The sequence below is a fragment of the Oribacterium sinus genome (genome assembly GCF_014202695.1).
GTDB classification, from domain to species: Bacteria; Bacillota; Clostridia; order Lachnospirales; family Lachnospiraceae; genus Oribacterium; species Oribacterium sinus.
The window spans coordinates 108,685-125,782 of record NZ_JACHHH010000003.1 but is presented as its reverse complement, the minus strand read 5'-3'; the positions used below and the strand labels follow the sequence as shown (position 1 = coordinate 125,782).

The 17,098-nt window shown below is 40.4% G+C and carries 20 protein-coding genes and 1 pseudogene; all 21 read left to right on the top strand.

Annotated elements, in window-relative coordinates:
• The first annotated feature begins 15 nt into the window (after positions 1 to 15).
• On the top strand, positions 16 to 1,269 hold the full coding sequence (locus tag HNQ46_RS03930) for an ATP-binding protein (protein WP_007157935.1): 1,254 nt from the start codon (positions 16 to 18) through the stop codon (positions 1,267 to 1,269).
• Between the two features lie 15 nt (positions 1,270 to 1,284).
• Positions 1,285 to 1,539, top strand: coding sequence for a hypothetical protein (locus HNQ46_RS03925; protein ID WP_243155842.1), 255 nt, complete (start codon positions 1,285 to 1,287; stop codon positions 1,537 to 1,539).
• A pseudogene (locus HNQ46_RS12360) lies at positions 1,505 to 1,576 on the top strand (hypothetical protein); the annotation flags it as partial. The gene HNQ46_RS03925 and the pseudogene HNQ46_RS12360, both read left to right, overlap by 35 nt.
• 61 nt (positions 1,577 to 1,637) lie before the next feature.
• Positions 1,638 to 2,255, top strand: coding sequence for a flavodoxin family protein (locus HNQ46_RS03920; RefSeq protein WP_183683243.1), 618 nt, complete (start codon positions 1,638 to 1,640; stop codon positions 2,253 to 2,255).
• 123 nt (positions 2,256 to 2,378) lie between these two features.
• A complete protein-coding gene (locus tag HNQ46_RS03915) occupies positions 2,379 to 3,413 on the top strand; it encodes a macro domain-containing protein (protein WP_183683240.1) in 1,035 nt (344 codons plus the stop codon).
• A 90-nt stretch (positions 3,414 to 3,503) separates the two neighbouring features.
• Positions 3,504 to 4,184, top strand: a complete 681-nt coding sequence (locus HNQ46_RS03910) for a vWA domain-containing protein (RefSeq protein ID WP_243155841.1) — start codon at positions 3,504 to 3,506, stop codon at positions 4,182 to 4,184.
• Positions 4,174 to 4,521, top strand: a complete 348-nt coding sequence (locus HNQ46_RS03905; protein WP_007157930.1) for a hypothetical protein — start codon at positions 4,174 to 4,176, stop codon at positions 4,519 to 4,521. Before HNQ46_RS03910 ends, HNQ46_RS03905 begins: the two co-directional genes overlap by 11 nt.
• A 22-nt stretch (positions 4,522 to 4,543) precedes the next feature.
• A complete protein-coding gene (locus tag HNQ46_RS03900; protein WP_183683236.1) occupies positions 4,544 to 5,395 on the top strand; it encodes a DUF2262 domain-containing protein in 852 nt (283 codons plus the stop codon).
• A gap of 231 nt (positions 5,396 to 5,626) precedes the next feature.
• Positions 5,627 to 5,884 carry a type II toxin-antitoxin system RelB/DinJ family antitoxin gene (locus HNQ46_RS03895; RefSeq protein WP_007157927.1) on the top strand — a complete coding sequence of 86 codons (258 nt, stop codon included), beginning with the start codon at positions 5,627 to 5,629 and terminating at the stop codon, positions 5,882 to 5,884.
• Positions 5,877 to 6,140 (top strand): Txe/YoeB family addiction module toxin, encoded by a 264-nt coding sequence (locus HNQ46_RS03890; protein WP_183683234.1) that lies wholly within the window; start codon positions 5,877 to 5,879, stop codon positions 6,138 to 6,140. The genes HNQ46_RS03895 and HNQ46_RS03890 overlap by 8 nt, the downstream gene beginning before the upstream one ends.
• A 103-nt stretch (positions 6,141 to 6,243) precedes the next feature.
• A complete protein-coding gene (locus tag HNQ46_RS03885; RefSeq protein WP_183683232.1) occupies positions 6,244 to 6,768 on the top strand; it encodes a tetratricopeptide repeat protein in 525 nt (174 codons plus the stop codon).
• Positions 6,769 to 6,891: 123 nt separating this feature from the next.
• On the top strand, positions 6,892 to 7,743 hold the full coding sequence (locus tag HNQ46_RS03880; protein WP_183683230.1) for a DUF2262 domain-containing protein: 852 nt from the start codon (positions 6,892 to 6,894) through the stop codon (positions 7,741 to 7,743).
• 121 nt (positions 7,744 to 7,864) lie between these two features.
• Complete coding sequence (locus HNQ46_RS03875; protein ID WP_183683228.1) at positions 7,865 to 8,458, top strand: type IV toxin-antitoxin system AbiEi family antitoxin domain-containing protein; 594 nt, start codon at positions 7,865 to 7,867, stop codon at positions 8,456 to 8,458.
• An 88-nt stretch (positions 8,459 to 8,546) separates the two neighbouring features.
• Positions 8,547 to 9,116, top strand: a complete 570-nt coding sequence (locus HNQ46_RS03870) for a nucleotidyl transferase AbiEii/AbiGii toxin family protein (RefSeq protein WP_243155840.1) — start codon at positions 8,547 to 8,549, stop codon at positions 9,114 to 9,116.
• 96 nt (positions 9,117 to 9,212) lie between these two features.
• Positions 9,213 to 9,749, top strand: a complete 537-nt coding sequence (locus HNQ46_RS03865) for a hypothetical protein (protein WP_183683226.1) — start codon at positions 9,213 to 9,215, stop codon at positions 9,747 to 9,749.
• 513 nt (positions 9,750 to 10,262) lie between these two features.
• Entirely contained in the window at positions 10,263 to 11,357 is a 1,095-nt protein-coding gene (ychF, locus tag HNQ46_RS03860; protein ID WP_183683224.1) for a redox-regulated ATPase YchF, read from the top strand.
• 412 nt (positions 11,358 to 11,769) lie between these two features.
• Positions 11,770 to 12,195: a division/cell wall cluster transcriptional repressor MraZ gene (gene mraZ / locus HNQ46_RS03855; protein ID WP_183683222.1), complete on the top strand. Its 426-nt coding sequence runs from the start codon at positions 11,770 to 11,772 to the stop codon at positions 12,193 to 12,195.
• Positions 12,195 to 13,130, top strand: coding sequence for a 16S rRNA (cytosine(1402)-N(4))-methyltransferase RsmH (gene rsmH / locus HNQ46_RS03850; protein ID WP_183683220.1), 936 nt, complete (start codon positions 12,195 to 12,197; stop codon positions 13,128 to 13,130). Before mraZ ends, rsmH begins: the two co-directional genes overlap by 1 nt.
• A gap of 88 nt (positions 13,131 to 13,218) precedes the next feature.
• Entirely contained in the window at positions 13,219 to 13,776 is a 558-nt protein-coding gene (locus HNQ46_RS03845; RefSeq protein WP_183683218.1) for a septum formation initiator family protein, read from the top strand.
• The gene (locus tag HNQ46_RS03840) at positions 13,754 to 16,048 is read left to right on the top strand and encodes a peptidoglycan D,D-transpeptidase FtsI family protein (RefSeq protein ID WP_183683217.1); all 2,295 of its coding nucleotides are present in this window, start codon (positions 13,754 to 13,756) and stop codon (positions 16,046 to 16,048) included. The genes HNQ46_RS03845 and HNQ46_RS03840 overlap by 23 nt, the downstream gene beginning before the upstream one ends.
• A gap of 20 nt (positions 16,049 to 16,068) precedes the next feature.
• The gene (gene mraY, locus HNQ46_RS03835) at positions 16,069 to 17,025 is read left to right on the top strand and encodes a phospho-N-acetylmuramoyl-pentapeptide-transferase (protein WP_183683215.1); all 957 of its coding nucleotides are present in this window, start codon (positions 16,069 to 16,071) and stop codon (positions 17,023 to 17,025) included.
• Positions 17,026 to 17,098 lie beyond the last annotated feature (73 nt).

The following is a 17,098-nucleotide window of genomic DNA, read 5'->3' as shown; positions in this document are numbered from 1 at the left end:
ACGAGGTGCACCAATATGAAAATAGGTAGAGATGTATATTTGAATAAGCTTATTTCGAAAAGGCATAACGGATTAATTAAGGTTGTGACGGGTATGCGAAGATGTGGAAAATCATATCTTTTATTTAATCTTTTTAAAGAGTATTTGGTAAATGAAGGAGTTGCTGAAAATCATATTATTGAGATTGCGTTTGACTCTTTTGAGAATAAAAGGTATAGAGATCCGGAGGTCTTATTTCCATATATAATGGAGAAAATGTCGGATGAAAGAATGTATTATGTTCTGTTAGATGAAGTCCAGATGCTTGATGATTTTGAATCAGTTCTTAATAGCCTCGGAAGAAAGCAAAATGTAGATGTATATGTAACGGGAAGTAATGCAAAATTCTTATCAAAGGATATTATTACAGAATTTCGTGGACGTGGGGATGAAGTTCATATGTATCCTCTAACATTTGGCGAATTTATGAGCGTATATGATGGTGACAAACAAGAAGGCTGGAGGGATTATGTACTGTTTGGTGGAATACCGCTTGTCCTAGGTTTTGAAACGGCTGATCAGAAATCCGATTTTTTAAAATCCCTGTTTGAAGAAACCTACATTTCCGATATTACCGGAAGAAATAATATACGAAATAAGGCGGAATTAGAAGAACTTCTTAATATTTTATCGTCAGCAATTGGTTCTCTTACGAACCCAAGTAAGCTATCAGCGACATTTAAAAGTGTTAAGAACAAGTCCATAAGCAAAGATACGATAATCAAATATATAGATTATCTTAGAGATTCATTTCTTATAGATAGTGCAATTCGATATGATATTAAGGGCAAAAAGTACATTAATACTCCATCAAAGTATTACTTTACCGATCTGGGACTTAGGAATGCTAGACTTAATTTTAGGCAGGTGGAGGAGACTCACGTAATGGAAAACATTATATTTAATGAACTAAAAGTTCGTGGATATAATGTGGACGTAGGGGTTGTTGTGATGAATGAAGTAGATAAAAATGGTAAGAAAATTAGAAAACAGTTGGAAGTGGACTTCGTTTGCAATAAAGGCTCAAAGAGATTTTATATTCAATCGGCCTATGCATTACCTGATAAAGAAAAGATGGAACAGGAGCAACGCTCGTTGGTGAATACAGGCGATGGATTTAAAAAGATTATTATTACAAAGGATGCTGTGGCACCACTTTATAATGAAGAAGGCATATTGGTGATGAGCGTTTATGATTTTCTTCTTAATCCGGATAGTATGGAAATCTAAAAACAGGAGGAAAATATGCAAAACTTTGACTATCAAACCCCGACAAGACTCATTTTCGGAAAAGACGTAATTCAAGAACTTCCGGAAGTAATGAAGCAGTTCGGAAAAAGGATTCTGCTGAGCTACGGAAGCGGAAGTGTCTTGGACTGTAGCAAGGCCATTGCTGCAGGGGCGAAGTATGAGGGAGATCCTTGGGATTTGATTACTTATAAGGTAAAAGCCAAGGCAGCCCTGTCACGACATGGAGCATGCGCTTTCGGCATACTATGACATCACCCATGGAGAAGGACTCGCCATTATCACCCCGAGAAGGAAAGTTAGAGGAGATACACAACAGGAGTTGCACAAAAAAGTCAGGAGAACAATTTATGAAGACATTGATTATTAATGGAAGTCCTCGCATCGGAGGCAATACAAGCATTGCCCTGGAGGAGATGCTTAAGGTCTTTGAGCAGGAAAATATAGAGGTAGAAGTAGTGCAAATCGGCAATAAAGATATACGAGGCTGTATTGCCTGTGGTTATTGTTATAAGAATGGAAAATGCGTCTTCAATGACCCGGTAAATGAACTGGCAGAGAAATTTGAAGCCGCAGATGCTTTAGTAGTGGCATCCCCGGTTTATTATGCCTCCGCAAATGCTACCCTGATTGCCTGTCTGGACAGACTGTTCTACAGTACACATTTTGATAAGACCATGAAGGTGGGCGCCAGTGTGGTTGTGGCAAGACGAGGCGGTTTATCCGCGACCTTTGATGAATTGAATAAGTATTTTACAATCGCGGGAATGCCGGTAGCCTCCAGTCAATACTGGAACAGCGTGCACGGATGCGAAAAAGGAGAGGCGAAGGAAGACCTGGAAGGCTTGCAAACTATGAGAACTCTAGCCAGAAATATGGCCTTTTTGATGAAGAGTATTGCCCTTGGGAAAGAAAAATACGGTTTACCGGAGCAAGAAGAGGGGATAGCTACAAATTTTGTCCGATAAGGGAAGGGAGGATATAGAGGGGAGCTGAGCAAACATCGGGGCCAAACCTTCTGTATCTTTTCTTGATAACTTAGCTTTCCTTTTTGCTCCAAAAGTGTCTTAAAGAGATTAGTGGAGAGTGCTATGCCATTTCAAATCATCCGAAACGATATTACAAAAATGCAGCTTGATGCCATAGTGAATCCGGCTAATCCTATACCGGGATATGCTGCGGGAATAGACAGTGCTGTTTATAAGGCTGCCGGGGAAGAAAAGCTTTTGCGGAGACGACAGGAAATAGGGGCTATTGCTCCCGGAAGCTCCTTTATTACGGATGGATACAATCTTCCTGCAAAGTATATTATCCATACGGTAGGAACGGCCTGGCAGGGTGGGAACTCAGACGAAGAAATAATTATAAGAAAATGTTACCGCAGTATCTTTAAACTTGCCCTTGAACATCATATTCTCAGTCTTGCCATCCCTCTTTTGGCGTCAGGAAGCTATGGTTTTCCCAAGGGAATAGCCCTTAGAATTGCTCTGTCGGAGATAGAAAGCTTTATGTCGGAAAATGACATAGAGCTTTATCTTGTGGTTTTTGATGAAAAATCCTATTCCCTATCAACGGAACTATACGGTGATATTGATGAATATATCAATAAGCATTATGTAGAAGAAAAGATTTCGGAAGAGTATTCGGAATCATATGTTAGAGGAAAAAGTTCTAATGCTGATCCTGTTAGAGTGAGCTCTGTTTACGGGGCGCATATCAGTCCGGAAAAGTGCCTGGTTTCCGAAGTTCGAAGCTTGGAGGATGCGGTAAAGAATCTTGACAAAAGCTTTATGGAGCTGGTTTTTTCCTTCGCAGATCAAAAAGGTCTTAGCGATGTTGAGGTTCAGAAGAAAGCAAATCTGGACAGAAAGGCATTTTCCAAACTGAAATGCGGAACCACCAAAAATCCGAGTAAATCCACAGCGCTGGCTCTGGCTGTTGCATTGGAATTGAATCTGGATGACACAAAGGATTTGCTTTCAAGGGCGGGCTGGGCCTTATCTCCCTGCAGTAAGCAGGATCTTATTGTGCAATATTTTATAGAGCGGGAAGCTTATGATATCTATGAAATCAATCTTGCTCTTTTTGAACATGGTGAACCACTCCTGGGAATGCAAGCAGTTTAAATGTCGCCTGACAAGTGACCAAAACGAAAGCAAGAAGCGATAGGATACCCTCGTAAACATGCAAACAAGCAAATGATGGAGGGAATCACTATGAGAGAAAATTTAACGGAACTTGTATTTATCCTTGACAGAAGCGGATCTATGGCCGGGCTTGAATCCGATACTATCGGCGGATTTAATGCCATGATAGAAAAGCAACAAAAGGAAACCGGAGAGGTATTTGTATCTACTGTTTTGTTTGACGATGAGGCGGAAGTAATTCATGACAGAGCCCCTATTGGAAATGTAAAAAAGCTGACGGAAGCGGACTACTATGTCCGTGGATGCACGGCACTCTTGGATGCAGTGGGGGGAGCAATTCGTCATATTGCTAATGTTCATAAGTATGCGAGAGAGGAAGATAGACCCGCTAAGACCTTATTTGTAATCACAACGGATGGTCTTGAAAATGCCAGTAGAAAGTACTCCTTTACGGATGTAAAGAAGCTTATTCAAAATCAACAAGAGAAGTATCATTGGGAATTTCTTTTCTTGGGAGCAAACATAGATGCTATAAAAGTTGCCGGAAGTATGGGAATCAAACAGGATAGGGCGGCAAACTACAACTGCGATGGAGTTGGTACAGCACTTAATTACCGGGTTATTGATGAAGCTGTGACACGTATTAGAGAATGTAAGGTTTCGGATATGGAGACGATGTTTGTTGGTGGTGCCTGGAAAGCGGATATTGACCGGGATTTTGAGAAGAGAGGCGAAAAGCATGAAATTTGATGAAAGTTTGCAGCAGTATGTTTATCAGTATGAAGACTTGATTTTTTCTTGGGATGAGGAGCCTAAAGAGGAATATATCAGTAAGGTGAAAGTTTTAGCAAAGAATTATAAAGATAATTTGGATCGAATAATTGACTTTATCTTACCTGAACTTAGAGGAATGTACGGAGATGTAAGCAAAGAAGATGTAAAAAATAATCTTGGGCAAGCTATCATTGACTATAACCAGGGAACAGTGACTTATTGTGACCAGAGTTTTGATGATTATCATATCTTTTCGTTTGAATTTTTAAATAATACATTTGAGAAGCTGGAACATTTTTCTGTTGACGGGTAAATAGCTGTATCGGAGGAAAACTATGACTCTACTGGAGTACATGAGGCGTAGAAATAAAATGACGCTTTCAGAATGGGAAGATTCTTTTGAGAAAAAGGAAAAGGAAATCATTGTCTTAAGGCACGAAGGAGGCGGAGGAAGTCTCCGAAATGGGTTTTGGGAATGGGATGCCTATTTCTTAACCTATGTGGACTGTGAAACAGGAGAGCTTCACAAAGAAGAAGGGCGAATCGAATTTCCGGTTATAGACAAAGAGGAGCCTCCATTTCAGTTTGACGAGGAAAGCATTTATAAATTAAGGGTGCGTGAAAAACTGCCGGAGGAAGTTCCTGAGGGAGCATTGCCTGCAAAGAACCATTTTTTAGTGGTAGAAATTCTTGAAAGGAATGCAGTTTGTCCGGAACTTGAAGAAATGCTTATAGAGTATAGAAAACCCGTGGTTTTGCAGGATGATATCTTGGGTGATCTAACTTATGATAAGCTGCTTAAAAGCTTTGAGGGAAGCATAGATTGGCTTGGTGGAAAGGTACATTTATCCTTATCTGTAGGTAAAGACAATAAATCGGGAATAACAAAGGCGAAAAAGCTTCTGAAAACAATGGTTTTGGAACAGGAAAAATGGGATGCGGACCTGCGTAGTTTTGCTGCCAAAGAGCTCACTGAATTTGCCTGTGAATGGGCAGAATCTGAAGAAGAGGCTGCTTTAATTACAGAAGAAAGCTTTGCAAAAAGAATTAGCCTAAGTTTGCTTTGGGTGACATCGGGAGCTTCATTTTCTGCTTGTTTTGATGATGATGAGCTTTTCTTCGGGCACAGCATCGCAGTTAGCGGCAGTCTTAAGAAAGGAATGATCTCGGCAAAAATTGAAGGATGAAAGAATACAGATGGTCTGAATAGTTATATACCTTCTCGCTACATAAATAGGATATTGTAGCGAGAAGGTATTATTCTATTTACTACGAAATTTTAAAGAAAGAATAGATAACTCCCTGTATATATATTTCGACGAATAATTTAGATGAACTTTTGTATATCAATATAATAGAAATTGATTGCAAATGAAATACATATTCGATACACTTGGCTTAGAATAGGAGGTGTAGCTATGGCACAGACAATGGTGAATTTTCGAATGGATGAAAAATTAAAAGAGAAAATGGAGAAAACATGTAAGGATATGGGGCTATCAGTAACTGCTGCATATACTATGTTTGCAACAAAAGTTACCAGAGAACAGAGGATACCTTTTGAAGTTACAGCAGACCCGTTTTTTAGTGAAGAAAATATGGATCGTTTAAGAAAAAACATGGCTCAGATGGAGAAAACCGGCGGAACTATCCATGAGGTGAATTTGGATGATTAAATATTGGACGGATGATGCTTGGGAGGAATTTGAATATTGGACTGAGCAGGATAAGAAAACGCTCAGGCAGATAAAGAAGCTTCTTAAGGACATTGACAGAAATGGATACAAAGGCTTAGGTCATCCGGAACCACTTACTGGAGATTTATCGGGATATTGGAGTCGCCATATAGATGAAAAGAATCGGCTTGTCTATAAGATTGAGAATGATATAGTAAAGATTATCCAATGCGGTTCTCATTATAAAGACAAGTAACATTGCTTTTTCAAATACTTTCGTATAACTCTATGATATTTCATATAGTTACAGTATATTACTGATGTTGGATGATAATTAATGGTTGTGGAGGATTTGCATAATGACAGATTTATTAAAGACGAGTGGAGAAGAAGAATATCGTAAGGGATTAGAGCAATTAAATTCTAATGAGCAATATAACCTCAGAAATGCACTCTGCTATTTTTGCGAAGCTGCAGAAAAACAGCATGCAGAAGCGATGCTTCAAGCTGGTCTTTTGTATTTATTTGCTGAACCTCAAATAATTAGAAATGTTTCTAAAGCAACAGAATACTTCAAAAAATCTGCAGATAGTGGCATAGCTACTGCGAAAGATTATATGGCTGTGTGTTACTTACTAGGGATTGAGGTAGAAAAGAATGAAGAATTAGCTGTTAGAATACTTGAAGATAATTTTAAGATAGGCGACTATTTAGCAGCATATTTATTAAGTGATATTTTTCAAAAAGGTTGTGGGAAAATTGTAAAGGACGAGGAAAAGGCAAAAATGTATAATCAATTTGCAAGGCAAAATAATATACCAGATGCAGAAAATCAGTTTAGAAGAATTTTACTACAAAGCATGAATTCTAATTTAGAAAAATAATATTTATTATATTTTCAAGGCGATTGAGCTTTTTCCTATCGCCTTTTTTATTTTCAAATAATACATTTGAGAAGTTGGAACATTTTTCCGTTGACGGATAAATAGCTTTATCGGAGGAAAAGCATGAACCTACTGGAGTACATGAGGCGTAGAAATAAAATGACGCTTTCAGAATGGGAAGATACTTTTGAGAAAAAGGAAAGAGAAATCATTGTTCTAAGGCACGAAGGAGGCGGAGGAAGTCTCCGAAATGGATTTTGGGAACGGGATGAGTATTTCTTAGCCTATGTGGACTGTGAAACAGGAGAGCTTCACAAAGAAGAGGGACGGATCGAATTTCCGGTTATAGACAAAGAGGAGCCTCCATTTCAGTTTGAAGAGGAAACCATTTACAAACTAAGGGTGCATGAAAAGCTGCCTGAGGAAGTTCCTGAGGGAGCATTGCCTAGTAAGAATCATTTTTTAGTTGTAGATATTCTTGAAGCGAATGCAGTTTGTCCGGAGCTTGAAGAAATGCTTATAGAGTATAGAAAACCCGTGGTTTTGCAGGATGATATCTTGGGTGATCTAACTTATGATAAGCTGCTTAAAAGCTTTGAAGGAAGCATAGATTGGCTTGGTGGAAAGGTACATTTATCCTTATCTGTAGATAAAGACAATAAATCGGGAATAACAAAGGCGAAAAAGCTTCTGAAAACAATGGTTTTGGAACAGGAAAAATGGGATGCGGACCTTCGGGAATTTGCCGCCGGGAAGCTCACAAAACTGGCCTGCGAATGGGCAGAATCTGATGAAGAGGCTGCTAAAATTACAGAAGAAAGTTTTGCCAAAAAAATTAGTCTAAAATTGCTTTGGGTGACAGCGGGTGGTTCCTTTACTGCTTATCTTGATGATGATGAGCTTTTCTTCGGGCATAGCATCGCAGTTAGCGGCAGCCCTAAGAAAGGGCTATTGTCGGCTGATATTGAGGGATAAGAGAATACAGAGGATAAGAAGAGACATTTGCCTTCTCGCTACATAATTACAATATTGTAGCGAGAAAGTATTGACCTTTTTGCTACTAAATTTTAAAATTATAGCGAATGGGAGGGCTCATATGAACGAAGTAAATATCTTTGATCAATTACTTGAAGAACAGAATGGATATATTCGATTAATTGATGCTCAAAATGAAGGAGTATCAAAGTGTGCAGTTCTGGATTATGTCCGTAAGAAGGAAATGGAAAAGGTAGCTCCCGGCATATATATTTCGCCTGATGTATGGGAAGATAGACTATATTTAATTCAACTTAGAAATAGAAAAATTATTTTTTCTCATGAGACAGCTTTGTATATTCATAATCTTTCCGATAGAGAACCTTTTGCACCGGTGATTACTGTTGGACGAGGATATAATGCGAAACATTTAAAAGATAAAGGTATTATAGTCCATACGGTAAGACCGGATTGGGTAGAGCTTGGCTTGACAGAGGAGAAGACCTTTACCGGTAATAAAGTACGAATCTATGATAGAGAGCGCTGTATCTGTGATATTATCAAGAATAAAAATAGAATGGATATTCAAGTATTCCAGACGGCTTTGAGAACTTATTTTTCGGGTAGTGACAAAAATATCCATAAGCTCATGGAATATGCTCGCATCATGGGAATTTCGGATAAGGTGAGACAATATACAGAGGTATTACTATGATGAAAAGTGCTACAGCTGTAAAGGCAAAGATAAAAAATAAAGCAGGGGAAGTAGTGACAAATCCCAGATAATACTAAGAATATATCTGATGGAAAGACTTCTGGAGAGAGTTTCTTTATCAAAGTATAGAGATAACTTTGTACTAAAGGGAGGACTTTTAGTATCTTCTTTGGTGGGTGTGGATATGCGTTCAACTATGGATGTAGATACTACGGTAAAATCACTTCCTATGAATAAAAAATCAGTGCAAAAGATTCTTGAAGAAATAATGGAGATTGAGTTGGAGGATGGAGTCTCTTTTCGCATAAGCAAAGTACAGGATATTATGGAAGGACACGAATATGAAGGTCTTCGTTTTATGATAGAGTGTTCGATGGAAAGATTAAAACAGACTATAAAAATTGATATTTCAACCGGTGATGAGATTACACCGGGAGCGATTGCATATAAGTTACCACTTATCATTGAGGATAGATCAATTGATCTTTGGGCGTACAATTTGGAAACGATTCTTGCGGAAAAGCTTGAAACTATCATGGTAAGGGCAGAAGCGAATACAAGAATGAGAGATTTTTATGATATACATGTATTACTTAAGCAAGATGTAGAAACGATTGACAGAGATACAATGAAAGCTGCATTTTATGCTACTTGCTAGACCTCTAATGGTAATTTTAGTTGCCTAGCAATACCCAACAGAGAGTAGGAAAATGCTAATTTTCAAAAGAAAAGGGATAAGAAAGATAGGGGGAATATGGAATTAGAATGTTTACAAGAGAAACCAAAACTTGTCTTGACATATCCTCATAAGTCTTACTTTAATAGGATAGGCTGCTTATCCTTGGTGATATTTTCTTTTATTGTTATGTGGGTATTGAAGCATCTTATGCGTTATCATACTGATTTTTCAGATCAAATGATTATGGCAATTGTGCTGATTGTCGTTCCGTTCCTACTATGGTTTATGGGATATTATCTCTTTCTAAATGGAGTGAAATTAGAAATTTATGAAAACGAAGTTGTTCAATACTATACTTATGGAAGTAGAGGACGGAGTATATTACATTTTAAATTTAAACTTGAAGATATAGAACAAATAAAAACGAAGAATCGTCCGTTTCATTGTCTGAAGATGACCATAAAAATTAGGAATCCTATTTTTTATGGTTTGCATAAGAAGAAACTAAATAAGCTGGAGAATGTAAGTGTCATCCTAGATAGAAAAAAATCGGATTGTTTTATGCAAGAGATAGAACAATTTCACAGAAAGCAAATTAATGAGCCGATTTAGCAAATACAATTAACGAATATGAGGAAAATGGCTAAATATAAATTGACGATTTTGCGGTATTGAAATATAAGATTATGAAGAATTTCGCAGGGCTCTGGAGGATGATTTTCGCAGGATTGATCAAAGGGGAAAGATATCGGCACTTTTTGATGCAATTCCTGCTCAGCTCATGGGAAATGCATCCAGATATCAGGTGTCAAGTGTTTTGAAAGGATTTTACAGAAAATGATATATATTCCAAGCTTTTAAATGGTAAGTTACAGGCTAACTTGGGCAATATTTATGAGAATTCAAGAATAATGCGTGAAATATTGCTATACACAAAGGATTATCAAAAGGATGGATCTCTAGAATGTGTACCGATTATGTGGGCACAGTTTATATAAAACCTGGACCGACAAAGTCCTATTGAGTGAACTCCATGGGGATGGTATAATACCTCAGGTTTATTATTTCCCATTACGTATGAAAAGTTCGTCATAAATTGTCGATTTAGAAGATAGGAGTGTAAAAATGAAATTAGGAATTGTCGGTTTGCCAAATGTGGGAAAGTCCACCCTCTTTAATGCCATTACCAAGGCGGGGGCGGAGTCTGCCAACTACCCCTTCTGTACCATTGACCCCAATGTTGGTGTAGTGGCGGTGCCGGACGAGCGTTTGAAACTTTTGTCTGACCTGTATCATTCTGAGAAAATCACTCCGGCAGTAATCGAGTTTGTGGATATTGCGGGGCTGGTTCGGGGCGCTTCCAAGGGAGAGGGATTAGGAAACCAGTTCTTGGGAAATATCCGGGAAACGGATGCCATTGTCCATGTAGTGCGTTGTTTCGAAGATGACAATGTGATTCATGTAGACGGTTCTGTAGACCCCATCAGAGATATTGAAACCATTGAATTGGAGTTGATTTTCTCTGATTTGGAGCTTTTGGACAGAAGAATGCAAAAGACCAAGAAGCTGGCCAATAACGACAAGGATGCGAAAAAGGAATATGCCCTTTTGGAAAAGCTTCATGCTCATCTGGAAGAGGGAAAACTGGCCATTAACTTTGAAGCAGACGAGGAAGAGGGGGCTTTACTGGACAGCATCGGACTTCTTACCAGAAAGCCTGTGATTTATGCCTGCAATGTGGCGGAGGAAAGTCTTGCGGATGACGGAGAAAGTAATCCCCACGTGGCAAAGGTTCGGGAATATGCAAAGAAAAACCACTCCGAAAGCTTCGTGATTTCCGCCCAGATTGAGCAGGAGATTTCCGAGCTTTCCGAGGAGGAAAAGGGCGAATATCTGGAGTCCCTTGGATTAAGCGAGTCCGGTTTGGATAAGATTGTTCGTGCTTCCTATTCTCTTCTTGGACTGATGTCTTACCTTACAGCAGGGGAGAAGGAAACCAGAGCTTGGACCATTAAAAAGGGAACCAAGGCTCCTCAGGCAGCAGGAAAGATTCACACCGACTTTGAGAGAGGATTTATTAAGGCGGAAGTGGTAAATTACAAGGATTTACTGGATAACGGTTCTCTTTCTGCGGCAAGAGAAAAGGGACTTGTGCGTATGGAAGGAAAAGAATACGTGATGCAGGACGGAGATGTGGTGCTGTTCCGATTCAATGTCTAAATGAATATCCAAGGAGCCGGTTTCCTTTCGCTTTGGCCGGTTTAGCTTAAATCATAGAACAAGCTGCCCTGACAATAGCAAAATATGCTCCAACAGCAGAAAATATGCTCCAACAATAGAAAACATAAATTTTAAGAAGATGACTTTTTGCGCATCTTCTTTTTTTATGCTTTTTTGACATGACTGCTTCTTTCCTTATTGGATTTTTCGGGAGCATAGAGCGGAGAAAGCTTTGAATTTACGGCTTTTATCCACAATTTTCCGCATTTTACTATTTAGAGATTTTTCTTCTTTGTTCTTTCGAAAAAACAGGGGAAGGAAGTGGGAAAATTCTAGTATCTTGTCTTGCCATTTCCCTGAAAACTCGGTAATATAATGGAGAAGTGGGAAAAAGTGGGAGAAAGTGGTAAGTATGTTTACGGGAGAGTATCATTTAAATTTAGATACTAAGGGCAGGATGATGATTCCTGCCAAGTTCCGTGAGGATGGTTATAGCGAATTTTTCCTAACCCGTTCATTAGATGGCTGTCTTTCCCTCTACGCAATTCCGGAATGGAAGAAGTTGGAGGAAAAGTTACAGGCTTTGCCCATGACCAGTGAAAAGGCGAGAAAGTTAAAGCGTTATATTCTGGGTAGTGCAGTGTCGGTGGAGTGTGATAAACAGGGACGTATCCTCATTCCACAGGTCTTACGGGACAAGGCGGAATTGGAAAAAGATGTGATGCTTCTGGGTGTGGGAGACTATGCGGAAATCTGGTCTGCCGAGAGCTATGAAGAGAAGAATGATTTTTCCGATACGGAAGAGTTGGCTAAAGACATGGAAGGCATGGGCATATAATGGAATTTTCTCATAAAAGTATCATGGTTGAAGAATGTATGGAGGGTCTGAACATCAAGAAGGATGGCATCTATGTGGATGGCACTCTGGGCGGTGGAGGACATTCCTTCCATATTTTAGAAAGACTTGGGGAAAAGGGACAGCTGATCGGTATTGACCAGGATGAGGATGCGATACAGGCGGCTACAGAAAGATTAAAGCCCTTTGCCAAGCAGCTTCACATCATTAGGGACAATTATGAGCATTTTCCGGAAATCCTATCTTCCCTTTCTATAGAAAAGGTGGACGGGATTCTTTTAGACTTAGGCGTTTCCAGTCATCAGTTTGATGAAGAAGAAAGAGGCTTTTCCTATCGATTTGATGCACCCTTGGATATGCGGATGGATCAAAGACAGGACTTTAGTGCAAAGGATTTGGTGAACAGCTACAGCGAATCCTCCTTGTTTCACATCATAAGGGACTATGGGGAAGACAAGTTTGCAAAAAATATTGCAAAGCACATTGTTTTGGCAAGACAGGAAAAACCCATTGAAACAACCAAGGAATTGGCAGAAATCATTTCCCATGCCATTCCCATGAAGTTTCGTCTGCAGGGTGGTCACCCTGCAAAAAGAACGTTCCAGGCCATCCGGATTGCCTTAAATCGGGAGCTGGAGGTTTTGGAGAATTCCTTGAAGAGCATGATTGAAGCCTTGAATCCGGGAGGAAGAATCTGTATTATCAGCTTCCATTCTCTGGAGGACAGGATTGTAAAGCGAAGCTTCAAGGACGCGGAGAATCCTTGCATTTGCCCGCCGGACTTTCCGGTGTGTACCTGCGGGAGAAAAAGTTTGGGCAAGGTCATCAGCAGAAAAGCCATTTGTCCAAGTGAAGAGGAAATGGAAGAAAATCCCAGAGCAAAAAGTGCGAAGCTTAGGATTTTTGAAAGAGCATAAAGGAGTAAGAAATTGTCCGGCTGTATAAGTTATTGGAAAACTTGCGCAGAGGGCATGAAGATATTTTCGGGGGAATAAAGGGGAGTATATGAAGAAAAGGGGAGAGAGGAGACAGCTGCAATATGTGCAAGGAAGCTTGGCCGTGAAAGAGCAGTATCTCCCAAAAAAACGAGTAGAAAAGAAAAAAATAGAGAAAAAGCAGGAACAGAGAAAGAAAAGAGCTACTTCCGGCATGGAAAGACGGGTCTTACAGGAAAGAGCCAAGATTCTTCGGGAAAGAGAGAAGAATCACATTTTGCAGCAGGAGAGACTGAAGGAAAAAACTTCTGCCAATCTGTTCTTGGTATTTTGCGTTACAGCGATGATGTTTGTGATGGGCGGTTTATGCTTTCATTACATTCAGTTGCAGACGGAGGTAAATACCAGAATTCGAAAAATTGAGGTAGAGAAAACCCGCTTGGATAAGCTGCGGCAGAAAAATGACGCTTTGCAGAATGCTATCAATACCAGCGTGAATCCGGAAGAGGTCTATGAAATTGCCACCAAGGAACTGGGGATGGTATATCCGGGGGAAAATCAGGTAATAGAGTATAAAAAGTCGGAAAGTGAGTACGTAAGGCAGTATGAAAACATCCCCAAATCCTGAAGCTGAACAGAGAAGAAGACGGCAGACGAAAATTCTGCCGTTTTATATGCAAGAAAAACTGATTATCGGTTTTTGCTTTTTTCTGATTCTCTTTCTCTTATTGACCTTTGCCCTGTTTCAGATTGTACGAAACAACAACGAGGCTTTTAACAGAAAGGTATTAAGACAAAGGCAAACCCAATATGGTTCCAAGGTACTTCCTGCCAAAAGAGGAGATATCATGGATAGAAACGGAACCATTTTGGCCACCAGCCAGAAGGTTTACAATCTGATTGTGGATGCCAGAACCATGACTTCTTATCAGGACAAGCGTTATGAGGAAGCCAGTTTAAAGGCGGTGGAGGAATTTTTTAAAGAGGATGCGGGAGAGCTTAGGGCCTATATTGCCAAGCAGGATGCTTTGCCGGACGGGAAAAAGAGTGCCTACTATAAGTATAAAAAAAGAATGTCCTATGAAGAGCGGACGGCATTTTTGGATTATATAGACGAGCAAAATAAGCAGTACAAAAAAGATGGAAAGAAAGACCGGATTAAGGGTCTGGATTTTGAAGAAGAGTATAGGAGATATTATCCTTATAAAAATTTGGCTTGTAACATCATCGGCTTTACCACGGATGACGGGGAAAGCGGACAGGCCGGGGTGGAGCAATTTTATAATAAAAGCCTGATCGGTACCAATGGAAGAACCTATGGATATCTGGACTCCGATACCAAGTTGCAATCCGTGATTCGGGAAGCCACCGACGGAAACAGTTTGGTCACCACTATCAACTACAACATTCAGAGGACGGTGGAAAAATATTTGCAGGAATGGCAAACCGAGGATGTGGGTTCCAAGGTGGCTTCCGCCATTGTCATGGATCCGAAAACCGGAGAAATCCTGGCTATGGCCAGCACCAAGCAGTATGACTTAAATGAGCCGAGAAAGCTGAATGATGCGGAATATCCGGAGAGTCTTCTTTTGGAGCTTGGAAAAAAAGAAGCCCAAATCGTATATAAAAGAGAGCATGAAAATAAAAGTATTTCTTTAGAAGAGGTTGGTCAGTATTTTACCCAAGAGGAGCTTCTTTCCTATGGAAGGCAGGCGGCTTGGAATGAGGTATGGCGAAACCCCGTAATTTCCGACACCTATGAGCCCGGTTCTACGGTGAAACCCTTTACTGTAGCGGGAGCGTTGGAGGAATCCGTTATTAAGCCGAAAACCACCTTTACCTGTGACGGAAAGGTGACCTTAAGTGACGGTGTTCATACCTGGAACATCCGTTGTATTAAGAGAGACGGTCATGGAACTCTGGATGCGGAGCAGGCTTTGATGCAATCCTGTAACGTTTATATGATGAATACTGCCTTTGCAGAGGGGGCGGAAACTTTTGTAAAGTACCAGCATGTATTCGGCTTTGGAGATAAAACCACCGTGGACCTTCCGGGAGAGGCAGATACCGCCTCTTTGGTTTACACGGCTGATACCTTGGGAAAGACCTCTTTAGCCACCAATTCCTTCGGACAAAACTTTAACGTGACCATGATTCAGATGGCTTCCGCATTTAGCAGTGTCATCAATGGGGGATCCTATTACAAACCCCATGTGGTCAAGCAGATTTTAAATGCCAACGGTACGGTGATTAAGGATGTACAACCGGAGCTGATGCGGGTTACCGTTTCTGAAGATACCAGTGCCTTTTTACGAGAGGCTTTATTCCAAACCGTAGAGGGAGGAACCGGAAAGCCGGCACAGATACAAGGCTATCATGTGGGAGGAAAGACCGGAACAGCCCAAAAGCTGCCAAGATCTGCGAAAAACTATCTGGTTTCATTCTGCGGCTTTGCCCCCGTGGAGGATCCGCAACTTTTGGTCTATGTGGTGGTGGATACACCTAATTTGGAAGGAGAGGCTCAGGCCAGCGCTTCCTTTGCCACCAAGATTGAACAAAAGATTATGAATGATGCTTTACAGTTCTTAAATATTCAGCCTCAGGGAGAAACGGATCCCAATGCCTCTTTGAACAAGGATTTACAGTCGGAAGAAGGTATTTTGGGAGAGAATCAGAGCAGGGAAGAGGATGAAAATGCAGAAAGCGGTAAAAAAGAAGGAGCTTCCGAAAAGTCGGGAAACAATTCTTCTGCTAAGAAAGAAAGCAGTGCTTCCGATGCACAAGAGGGTAAAGTAGTAAAGCGAAGTGTTGATACAGACGAGAAGGCAGAAGACGAGGGAGAAGTTCCGGACGAACTGCCCAGTACAGCGGAAAGTGCGGAAAGTACATCCGGAAGATAAAGAGATGAGGGGGAAGGAAAATGTTTATGGAGGGAATAAGCTTAGGGATTTCCTTTTTGGTGATGCTTCTGATTTCACCAAAGGGAATCAAGCTTCTGCACCAATTGAAGTTTGGACAGGAGGTTAGAGAGGATGGCCCCAATAGCCATTTGAAAAAGCAGGGCACTCCTACTATGGGAGGCATCTTGTTTCTGATTGCCATTAGTGTTGCCTGTCTGCCCTTTGCAGGAACCTACCCTCATATTTTACCGGCTTATCTTTTGGGTATTGGCTTTGGCGTAGTAGGTTTTATTGATGACTATCTGAAGGTGGTAAAGCATCAGTCCGAGGGCTTTAATCCAAGGCAGAAAATGCTGTGTCAGACGATTATTTCCATCCTGTATATCTCCTATATTTTTTATTCCAAGGACTATAGCGGAGCCTTTCGCATTCCTTTCTTTGGCAAGGAGGCTTACAGCCCGGGATTGCTTCTGTTCTTCCCGATATCCCTTTTTATTATTACGGCAACGGATACCGGAGCCAATTTTACGGATGGAATCGACGGGCTTTGCTCCTCTGTGACCGGGGTGATTGTATTTTTCTTACTCTTGAAAAATCATCTGGGAACGGGAGATATGGCTCCTCTTATGGGAGCGGTTTTGGGCGGACTTTTAGGCTTTTTATGTTTCAATGCCTATCCTGCCAAGGTGTTTATGGGAGATACCGGTTCTTTGGCCTTGGGGGGCTTTGTGGTAGCCATGGCCATTCAGGAAGAAATTGCATTATTTATTCCGATTTTTGCCTTCATTTATTTTGTGGAAGTGCTTTCTGTGATTCTTCAGGTGAGCTACTTCAAATGGAGCCATGGAAAGAGAATTTTCAAAATGGCGCCCATACATCATCATTTTGAACTTTTGGGCTGGTCCGAGACCAAGGTGGTGACGATTTTTACCATCATTACGATTTTGCTATGTTTTTTCTGCTTTATGATTTTATAAAAAATGAAAGAGTAAAAAAGAAAAAGCAAAAAGAAAAAGCTAAAAAAGAGCAAGAAAAATTTAGGGAAATAAA